At 74.6% G+C, this 9389-nt stretch carries 10 protein-coding genes; 2 read left to right on the top strand and 8 right to left on the bottom strand.

The genetic code is table 11. The features are described 5' to 3' along the window. Positions 1–100 precede the first annotated feature (100 nt). The 3 genes from ACFVHB_RS15160 to ACFVHB_RS15150 form a co-directional block, all read right to left on the bottom strand. Positions 101–1159 (bottom strand): hydrogenase expression protein HypE, encoded by a 1059-nt coding sequence (locus tag ACFVHB_RS15160; protein WP_380320855.1) that lies wholly within the window; start codon positions 1157–1159, stop codon positions 101–103. 132 nt (positions 1160–1291) lie between these two features. Next, on the bottom strand, positions 1292–2971 hold the full coding sequence (locus ACFVHB_RS15155; protein WP_380320852.1) for a hydrogenase maturation protein: 1680 nt from the start codon (positions 2969–2971) through the stop codon (positions 1292–1294). A gap of 100 nt (positions 2972–3071) precedes the next feature. Beyond that, the gene (locus tag ACFVHB_RS15150; protein WP_380320849.1) at positions 3072–3191 is read right to left on the bottom strand and encodes an MbtH family NRPS accessory protein; all 120 of its coding nucleotides are present in this window, start codon (positions 3189–3191) and stop codon (positions 3072–3074) included. Between ACFVHB_RS15150 and ACFVHB_RS15145 the strand changes: the two genes are divergently transcribed. Further along, entirely contained in the window at positions 3192–3875 is a 684-nt protein-coding gene (locus tag ACFVHB_RS15145; protein ID WP_380320847.1) for an anthranilate synthase component I family protein, read from the top strand. Positions 3876–4195: 320 nt separating this feature from the next. Beyond that, complete coding sequence (locus ACFVHB_RS15140) at positions 4196–5038, top strand: BTAD domain-containing putative transcriptional regulator (protein WP_380320844.1); 843 nt, start codon at positions 4196–4198, stop codon at positions 5036–5038. Between the two features lie 92 nt (positions 5039–5130). On the opposite strand, the gene ACFVHB_RS15135 is transcribed toward ACFVHB_RS15140, so the two are convergent. The 5 genes from ACFVHB_RS15135 to ACFVHB_RS15115 form a co-directional block, all read right to left on the bottom strand. Beyond that, a complete protein-coding gene (locus tag ACFVHB_RS15135) occupies positions 5131–5655 on the bottom strand; it encodes a MauE/DoxX family redox-associated membrane protein (RefSeq protein ID WP_380320841.1) in 525 nt (174 codons plus the stop codon). Beyond that, a complete protein-coding gene (locus tag ACFVHB_RS15130; RefSeq protein WP_380320838.1) occupies positions 5652–6218 on the bottom strand; it encodes a S26 family signal peptidase in 567 nt (188 codons plus the stop codon). Before ACFVHB_RS15130 ends, ACFVHB_RS15135 begins: the two co-directional genes overlap by 4 nt. Continuing rightward, on the bottom strand, positions 6215–8122 hold the full coding sequence (locus ACFVHB_RS15125) for an ABC transporter ATP-binding protein (protein WP_380321045.1): 1908 nt from the start codon (positions 8120–8122) through the stop codon (positions 6215–6217). The genes ACFVHB_RS15130 and ACFVHB_RS15125 overlap by 4 nt, the downstream gene beginning before the upstream one ends. A 2-nt stretch (positions 8123–8124) precedes the next feature. Further along, positions 8125–8721 (bottom strand): hypothetical protein, encoded by a 597-nt coding sequence (locus ACFVHB_RS15120; protein WP_380320835.1) that lies wholly within the window; start codon positions 8719–8721, stop codon positions 8125–8127. Positions 8722–8799: 78 nt separating this feature from the next. Next, positions 8800–9039, bottom strand: coding sequence for a hypothetical protein (locus ACFVHB_RS15115; RefSeq protein WP_380320832.1), 240 nt, complete (start codon positions 9037–9039; stop codon positions 8800–8802). Positions 9040–9389 lie beyond the last annotated feature (350 nt).

The raw sequence follows: 9389 nt of genomic DNA, 5'->3' as shown, positions 1-9389 counted from the left end.
TGGGGGTGGTGCTTCTTGTGTTGTCTGCGGTGAATTGGTGGGGGTGGGGGGGGCGGGGGGGGTGCCCCCCCCCCCCCGGGCCCCCCCCCCCCCCGCCGGGTCACCAGGGGGGGCGGTAGCCGGTGGTCAGCCTGCGCCCGGTGTGGCGCCACTTGGGTTCCTTGTCGACGGTCTTGAGGGTGATCGCCCGCAGCCGGCGGATCGCCGATCCGTACGTCCTGCTGGCGGTCGTCGAGACCGCGGAGCCCGGCGGCGGGTCCATGAACGGCATGAACTTGTCGGGGAACCCGGGCATCGTGCAGGCGATGCAGATGCCGCCGACGTTCGGACAGCCGCCGATGCCGTTGGTCCAGCCGCGCTTGGTGACGTTGCACTTGACGACCGGACCCCAGCACCCGAGCCTGACCAGGCACTCGGGCGTGCCGTACTCGGTGGCGAACTGCCCCTGCTCGTAGTAGCCGCCGCGGTCGCAGCCCTCGTGCACGGTGGCGCCGAACAGCCAGGTGGGCCGCAGCTTGTCGTCCAGCGGGATCATCGGCGCGGAGCCGGCCAGCTGGTAGAGCAGGTAGGTCAGGGTCTCGGCGAAGTTGTCGGGCTGGATGGGGCAACCGGGCACGCAGACGATCGGCAGACCGGCCTTGGACTTCCAGTCCCACCCGAGGTAGTCGGGCACGCCCATGGCGCCGGTCGGGTTGCCGGCCATCGCGTGGATGCCGCCGTACGTGGCACAGGTGCCGATGGCGACGACCGCCGTGGCCTTGGGGGCGAGCCGGTCCAGCCACTCACTGGTGGTGACCGGCTGCCCGGTCTCCGGGTCGTCCCCGAAGCCGCACCAGTAGCCCTCCTTCTTGATCCGCTCGTTCGGGATGGAGCCCTCGACGACCAGGACGAACGGCTCGATCTCGCCGCGGTCCGCCTTGAAGAACCACTCCACGAAGTTGTCCGCGCCCTGGACCGGACCGCACTCGAAGTCGATCAGCGGCCAGTGGACGGCGACCTTCGGCAGGCCCGGGAGCGCGCCGGTGACGATCTCCTCGATGCTCGGCTGCATCGCGGCGGTCAGCGAGACCGAGTCGCCGTCGCAGCTCAGGCCCGCGTTGATCCAGAGAATGTGCACCACGTCGGTGTCGGTGGTGCTCGTTGCTGTTTCAGCACCCATGAGGATGCCTCCTCGGAACTGGGAGCCGGACACAATGGCTCAGAACAGTCATAACAGCGGTTCGCCCGGCCCGCCGGTCCGCAGGGCCGGGCGGCACAACCGGACGGACGCAAGCCCGGTGGGCCGTCCGGGTCAGTCCGTCGCCGAGGGGGCGGGCAGCTTGCGGACGAAGGCGGCGCGCAGCGCGTGGTACGGCGCCCCGGGGGTGAAGAACTGGCGGTGCATCACGGCCAGCTCCTCGGCCCGGTGGTCGGCGAGCGGCCTGGTGCGTTCGTCGGCCTCGCGGGCGGCCTTCTTCGCGGCGATCCGGCCCTGGACCGTGGGCGAGGCGGCGGACAGGCGCGCCAGCCGGGCGGCCTCCCGCCCGAACTCCCGCGGGGTGCACGGCAGGACGCGGTCGACCAGCCCGGTCCGCCGGGCGGCCGCGGCCGTCATCGGGAGCGCCTGGTCGGTGAGCCGTCGCGCCCGGGCCTCCCCCACCCGGCGCGGCAGGGTGTAGGTCCAGTACTCGGAGCCGTACAGGCCCATCAGCCGGTAGTGCGGGTTGAGCACCACGCCGTGGCGGCACCAGACCTCGTCGGCGGCCAGCGCGAGCATCACCCCGCCGGCGGCGGCGTTCCCGCCCAGGGCGGCGACCACCAGCCGGTCCGTGGTGGTGAGGACCGCCTCGACCAGGTCGTCCATGGCGTTGATGTTCGCCCAGGACTCGGCGGCCGGATCGGCGGCGGCCTCGATCACGTTCAGGTGGATGCCGTTGGAGAAGAAGTCACGGCCGCCGCCCAGCACCAGCACCGAGGTCGGCCGGGTCAGCGCGAAGCGGTACGCGTCGAGCAGCCGGCGGCAGTGCCCGGTGCTCATCGCGCCGCCGGGGAAGGCGAACCGCAGCAGGCCGACCGGGCCGTCCTCGCGGTAGCGGATGTCCGACCAGACCGGGTCGTCCTCCGCGGGCATCAGCGGGGCCGGCAGCTCGGGCAGCCGGGGCAGCGCGCCGCCGAGGGCGGTGACGGCCGGCAGCTTGAAGGTGGCGGGCCCGTCCGGGCGGCGGCGCCGGCGCAGTTCCGGGATCCACACCGCGCCGTCGCGGGTCGCCCGGCACAGCGCCCCCGCCCGGGTGGCCAGCGGTTCACCCGGCCGGCCGCGCAGTTCCCGCTCCGGGTGGCCGCCGTGCAGGAACCATTCGGCGCCCAGCAGGTCGTCCAGCACGCCGGGCTGGGAGTCGGCCGCCCTGAGCTTGCGCAGCACGGTGTCGGTGTCGTCCCGGGCCCAGTCGATCCGCCGCGCCTCCTGGCGCAGGTACGGCCGGGTGTGGTCCGGCGCCGTCCAGCCGGGACCGCACTGCGGGCGCGGGGTGTACGCACCGGAGGCGACGCGGTCGACGGCCCGGAGCACCGCCTCGACCGCGGCGTCGGACACCTCGTTGCGGTACAGGTCGCTCTTGGCGACGGGCGGCAGCACGCAGGGCGCCGAGGCCCAGACGGGCCCCGCGTCCATCACCTCGTCGGCCTGGAGCACCGTCACGCCCCAGTCGGACGCCCCCTCGTGGATCGCCCAGTCGAGGGAGGACGGGCCCCGGTCCCCCGGCGGGCCCGGGTGCACGATCAGACAGGTGACGGAGGACCAGACGTCCCTCGGCAGCGCCGACTTCAGCATCGGCGCGATCACCAGCTCCGGGGCGCACCGCCGCACCGCCGCCCGGAGCGCCTCGTCGTCCCCGGCCAGGTGCACCTCCACCGTGTGCCCCTGGTCCCGCAGCTCGGCGTGCACCCGCTGGGTGAGGCTGTTGAACGCGCTCGCGACGAGCAGGATCCGCATGTGCGCCTCCGGCGGTGTGGGCCCCCCGTGAACCCGGCGATCATCCCCCGCGCCGCACCGCCGCCCGCCGCACCGCGCCGCCCGTTCACCCGGCCGGCCCTCAGCCGGCCGGGGGCTCCGGGGCGCCGGGCCGGAAGGAGTGGTGACCGGTCCGGTTGGCGAGCACGAGGTAGCGGGCGGTCGCGTCCTCGAACGGGTCGGTCGCGAACGGGTCGGTCATGTGGCGCCTTCCCCCGAGCGGTTCCTGACCATCGACAGCGACGGGAACGTCGAGTCGAAGCCGATCAAGGGAACCCGACCGCGCGGCCGGACCGCCGAGGAGGACGAGAAGCTCCGCCGCTCGCTGAACGGCAGCGAGAAGGACCGGGCCGAGAACCTCATGATCGTGGACCTGGTGCGCAACGACCTCAACATCGTGTGCGAGACGGGCTCGGTCCAGGTGCCCTCGCTCTGCGCGGTGGAGAGCTTCGCCCAGGTGCACCACCTGGTGTCCACGGTCCGCGGCACGCTGCGCGAGGGTGTCTCCGCGGTGGACTGCGTGCGGGCCGCCTTTCCCGGCGGTTCGATGACCGGCGCGCCGAAGCTCCGGACCATGGAGATCATCGACCGGTTGGAGCAGGGGCCGCGAGGCGTCTACTCGGGGACGCTCGGCTGGTTCTCGCTCAGCGGTGCCTGCGACCTCAACGTGGTCAACCGCACCATCGTGGCCACCCCCACCACGGTGAGCTTCGGCGTGGGCGGCGCGATCGTCGCGCTGTCGGATCCGGCGGAGGAGTTCGAGGAGACGATCGTCAAGGCGCGTGCCATGACCGGCGCCCTCGCCGCGAGCCGGGTCGAGCCGGCTTCCCCGCCCGTCCCGGTGGATGTCCACCTGGACTGGGAGGCGGGGCTGACCGTCCACTGACCGGAGCCGGAGGTGTCTTGCGGGTCCACCCCTCGCACCTCCGACGATGGTTGACGATGCGTCCGTGGACCAGGGCCCCGTTCCACTCGCCGGTGGGACGGGGCCCTGGTCCTTCCCGGGGCTCCGCCTCGTCCCGTGATCGCACCCACCCCTGCCGCGGTCCCGGACTTTCCGGCGGCGCGGTTCCAATAGCCGAGACGACGGCTTATGATCACGCGCATCGCAAGACGTTGACTCCTGTACAACAAACGGGAGTTCGTGCGAGCTGCCCAAAAGGTCCGTAGCTCGGGGGAATGATGCGCTACACAGTACTTGGACCGTTGGAAGTCTTCGACCAGGGCACGGTGGTGCCCATCGACCGGCCGCGTCGGCGCGCGGTGCTGACGTTCCTGCTGCTCAACGCGAACCACCAGGTGTGCATCGAGCAGCTGGTGGACGCGCTGTGGGGCGAGCGTCCGCCGCGCAGTGCCCGGGGCCAGGTGCACACCGCCGTCTCGGCCCTGCGCAAGCTCCTGCCCGGGGCCGCCGCGGGGGACGGGCCGGGGGACGACGCCGGACCGCTCGCCTCGCTGGCGGGCGGCTACCGCCTGGCGGTGGGCCGGCACGACCTCGACACCGTGGACTTCGGCCGGGAGGTCGCGGAGGCGCGGCGGCTCACCGCGCTGGGCGAACACGCCGAGGCCGTCCGGCACTTACGGACCGGCCTGGGCCTGTGGCGCGGCGCCCCGCTCACCGGGATCGACGCGCCGTTCGCGGAGCCGATCCGGGCCCGCCTGGAGGAGGAGCGCTTCGCCGCCTACGAGCTGCTGGCCGACATCGAGCTCGGCGCGGGGCGGCACCACGAACTGGTCCCCGAGCTGACCGCCCTGGTGGACCGCTACCCCGCCCGCGAGCGCCTGGTGGAGCGGCTGGTCCTCGCCCTGTACCGCAGCGGGCGGCAGACCGACGCGCTCGCCATCGCCCGCCGGCTGCGCACCCTGCTCGCCGAGGAGTTCGGGCTGGACCCGGGGCCCGCGCTGGTGGAGCTGGAGAACGCCGTGCTGCGCGGCGACCCGGCCCTGCTGAGCCCGCGCCGGCACACCCGGGCCTGTCTGCCCCGGCTGCGCCGCCTGTGCACGCAGCCGGCACGCACCCAGCCGTACCACTGGCGCACCGGTCGCTGACCGCCATCGCCGCCGTCTCCCGGGACCGCCCGCTCGGGGCCACCGCTCGGGACCGCCCGCTCGTCGCACCCGCCGGGCGTCCCCCGGGAACGTCAGGAGCGCCGGGGCGTGGCGGGGCCCTGGAACAGGTAGGCGAGGTCGTCCCACCGGACGATCACCGCGCCCACGCCCGCACCCGCCACCAGGGCGACCGCCGCCAGGACGGGGGCCACGCCGCCGCCGGGGGCCAGCGCCACGGTGAGCGCGGCGGCGGCGAGCAGGGAGTTGCGCAGGACGAAGCCCGCGGCGCTGCCACGCGCGGCGGGCTTCGCCGCGCCGAAGCACCGGCAGTCCGCCGCCCGCCCGGCCCGCAGGGTCGCCACGGTGAAGCCGGTCAGCAGCACGAGCGTGAGCACCGCGCCGGCCTGTCGCACGGTCGCGAGCAGCGCGACGGTCGCCAGTTCGGCGGCGATCACACCGACGGCGGTCGGCCGGCGCAGGACGGCCGGCAGCCAGCGGAAGTCGGCCAGGTCGGCGGCGAACGCGGCCAGCGCCGCGCGGCTGCGCGCCTTGCTGACCAGGGCGGCGCCGAAGACGACCACCAGCAGGGCGCGGGCGGCCAGTTGCAGCATCGTCATGCGGTCCTCCTCGAACCGTCGGTCGCAGCGCCGGAGCCCGCGGCACCCGAGCCGGCGGTACCGGGGTCCGCGGCACCGGAGCCCGACGAACCCCGGTTCGAAGCACGGGGGCCCGCGGACCGGTGCAGGGACTGCGCGCGCCGCCCCTCCCGGGACAACCGGCGGACGGCGACGCCCAGGGCGGTGCGGCTCGGGACGGTGCCGAAGGTCCGCGAGTCCAGGCTGCGCGGGTTGTCGCCGAGGACCGCGAGGTGCCCGGACGGCACCGCGGGGCAGCCGTCCGCCGCCGGGTCGCCCGCCACCCCGCTGACCCGCTTGACCAGCCAGGACGGGCCTTGCTCGTCCCGCGGCCCGTCCGGAACGGGGAAGACCACCACGTCGCCGCGGCGGAACACCCTGGTCCGCCGCACCAGCACCCGGTCGCCGTCCCGCAGGGTCGGCTCCATGCTGCCGCCCTCCACCACGACCAGCTCGAAGGAGCGGCGGAGCACCAGCGCCGTAGCCACCACCCCGGCCAGTGCCCCGGCGGCGACGGCGACCGCCGTCGGGGGGAGCGTGTTCATCGCACTCCTTCGGCTCGGTCCGCGTCGATGCGCGGCACGGTGTGGTGCCCGAGCGCCGGCCGGCCGGCCGGGTGGCGGCCCGCGGCGGCTGAGCCGCCGTCCTCGCGGTACCCCTCGGCCTGCGCGGCGAACAGCTCCGCGTACCGGCCGTCGAGGGCCACCAGCTCGTCGTGGCCGCCGCGCTCCACGACCCGCCCCTCGAAGAGCACCACGATCAGGTCGGCCTCCCGCAGGGCGGCGAGCCGGTGCGAGATCAGCAGGCTGGTGCGCCCGGCCCGGTGGCGGCGCAGCGCCTGGTGGACCTCGCGTTCGGCGAGCGCGTCGAGGCCGGAGCTGGGCTCGTCCAGGATGAGCAGCTCGGCGTCCTCGCGCATGAGCGAGCGGGCGAGGGCGACGCGCTGCCACTGGCCGCCGGAGAGCACGACGCCGTTCAGCTCGTCCTCGTCGGCGAACGTCCGGCTGAGCAGGGTGCGGTAGCCGCGCGGCAGCCGCTCCAGGCTCCCGTCGATCCCGGCGCGGGCGGCCGCGGCACGGATCCGACCGAGGTCCTCCCGGTGCTCGGGCGCGCCGAGACCGATGTTCTCGGCGGCGGTCAGGTCGTACGTCATGAAGTCCTGGAACGTCGCGCCGATCCTGCGCCGCAGCTCGTCGACCGGCATGGTGCGGATGTCGACGCCGTCCCACAGGATGCGCCCGCGCTCGGGGTCGTAGAACCGGCAGAGCAGCTTGACCAGGGTGCTCTTGCCGGCGCCGTTCACACCGACCAGGCCGACCGCGCGGCCGTGCGGGAGGTGCAGGTCGACACCGCGCAGCGCCCAGGGGGCGTCGGGGGTGTAGCGGAACCAGACGTCCTCGAAGGTGATGCCCTCCCGCAGCGGGGCCGGGACGTGCGTGCCGTCCGCCAGGTCGGCCGGCGAGCCGATCAGCGCCAGGTAGTGCCCGAAGAGCCGCAACGCCTCCTCCGCGCGCCCGAGTTGCATCACGATCGAGGACAGCGCACCCTGGACGGCGGCCACCGCGGCGGTGAACAGGGTCATGTCGCCGAGGGTGATCCGCCCGGCGAGCACCTGCCGCGCCACGACCACGGCCGCGGTGCCGGCGACGGCGGCGGTGAGGAGGGCGAGCCCCGACTGGACGAGGACGCCGCGCCGCAGCGCCGCCAGGCCGGCGCCCGACGTCTCGCGGAGCCCGTCGAGCGCACGCCGGCGGAACAGCGGCCCGGTGCCGAAGAGCCGGATCTCCTTGGCGGCCCGGGGGTCGGTGAGCAGCATCCGGTAGAAGTACTGCCGGCGGGCGGCGGGCACGACGGCCGCGGCGGTGTCGGCCATGCCCCGGGAGGTGCGCAGGTGACCGACGACGGAGACCGCGACGCAGAGCACGAGCAGCGCGCCCATCGGCGGCCAGAACAGCAGCACGGTGCCGAGGAAGCCGGTGATCGTCGCGGTGCTGCTGACCGTGTCGAGCAGGAAGTCGAGGACGTCGTGCGGTGCGCCCTGCGCCGCGTTCTCGGCGAGCCGGATGCGGTCCTGGGTCGCCGGGTCCTCGAACGGGCGCAGCCCGCGGTAGGCGTTGACCCGCTCGTAGAGCCGGTCCTGCACCTCGATGTTGACGGCCCGGCCGACCGTGGCGGTGATCAGCGCCGTGACGTGGTTGAGCACGGCGGTCATCCCGACGAGGGCCGCGCCCGCAGCCGCGAGCCACACCACCCGGGTGCCGTCGGCCGCACCGGAACCGCCGGCGCCGGCGAGGTCGTCGACGAGCAGTTTGGTGACGTAGGCCGTCACGGCCGGGAGCACGCCGGTGAGCAGGGCGAGCAGCAGCTGGAGCAGGATCCCCCCTGGGGAGGCCCGCCAGCCGAGCCGCAGCGCGGCGGCCGCGGCCCATACCCGCCCGACGGCCGTCATGCTCACACCGCTTCCTTGACGCGGGCCGGGCGGTCGGTCTGCGGGTCGCTCTTCGACTCGGTCTTCGGGTGGCGCGCGGAGGCGGGCACCACGTCGTCCAGGTCGTGGCCGGCCGCGGCGATGACGCCGTCCTTGAGCCTGAGCAGGGTCGGGAAGGCGCTGATCCGTCCGAACGCCGCGGTGGCCGGGGACTTCTCGGCGACGACGGACACCCGGCCGACGGGAGCCAGGGTGGCGGCCATCCTGCGGGTCTCCGGGCTCTCCGGGTCGCCGACGACGAAGAACAGCGGGTCGTCGGCCCCGGTGGCGGCGCCGCCGGCCAGGGACTCGATCAGCTTGCCGCAGGGGGTGCAGCCGACCATGACGAAGCCGGCGAAGGCGTCACCGTCGGCCACGTCGGCTTCGGTGACCTCGGCTCCGGTGGTCGTGACGGCGCTGAACCCGCCGACGGCGGTGCCGACCGCCGGCAGGGCGTCGGGGGCGCCCGTGCCGCCTTCCTCCAGCGTCCGGAGCCTGCGGATGACGGCGAAGGTGAGGACGAGGTTGGCCGCGGTGGCGATGCCGAGCACGACGGCGAGGGCGATGAGGGCGGTGAGCATGTCGGTTCCTTTCTGGGCCGTTCGAGGGACGACGGGGGGCGGGGGCCCGCCGAACCGGGGCCCCCCCCCGACGTGTCGTCAGCAGCCGTACGCGACCTTCTTGTTGTACTGGAAGCCGCCGGTGCCCAGGCACTTGCCGGTGCAGTTGTAGTAGCCGTTGCACATCGGCTGCCACCACCAGCCGCCGGAGCAGAAGCCGCTCCGCGAGGTACAGGCGACGACACCGCAGTAGTCCGGCGGAACGCAGGCGCCGGCCTTCTTCTGCTTCAGGAGCGCGCCCAGCATCTTGTCGCCGAGCGACGTGAGGGTCCTGGTCATGTGACCTCCTTGTGGGGTTCGACCCGTTCGTTCGAGCCGCCCCACCATGCTGTCCGGGCCCCCTCTCCATCCCCTCCTCGCCGGCTCTGCGGGGCCGCGGCCGCGCCCGGGCGCCGGGGGTGGTCAAGTCGTGGCTTCCGCCCCCTCGTTGACTCGCGCGGCGGAAAGCCGACGACCCGGCACCGCCACGGCCCGACCGGGCGGGGGCGTGGGCCAGGGACGGCTGGGGACGCTGACGAGCACGGTGTGCGCGCCGAGCACGGCGGCGGCCGGCAGCGCCCGGCCGGGGTCAGCCACCCCGGCCGGGCGTCGCGCCGGGGCGCCACCGGGCCGTGGGGGTGGCCCGGTGG

The organism is Kitasatospora sp. NPDC127111 (genome assembly GCF_042677465.1).
Lineage (GTDB): Bacteria > Actinomycetota > Actinomycetes > Streptomycetales > Streptomycetaceae > Kitasatospora.
The sequence above is the reverse complement of the archived record's forward strand: the minus strand, read 5'-3'. Positions and strand labels throughout refer to the sequence as shown.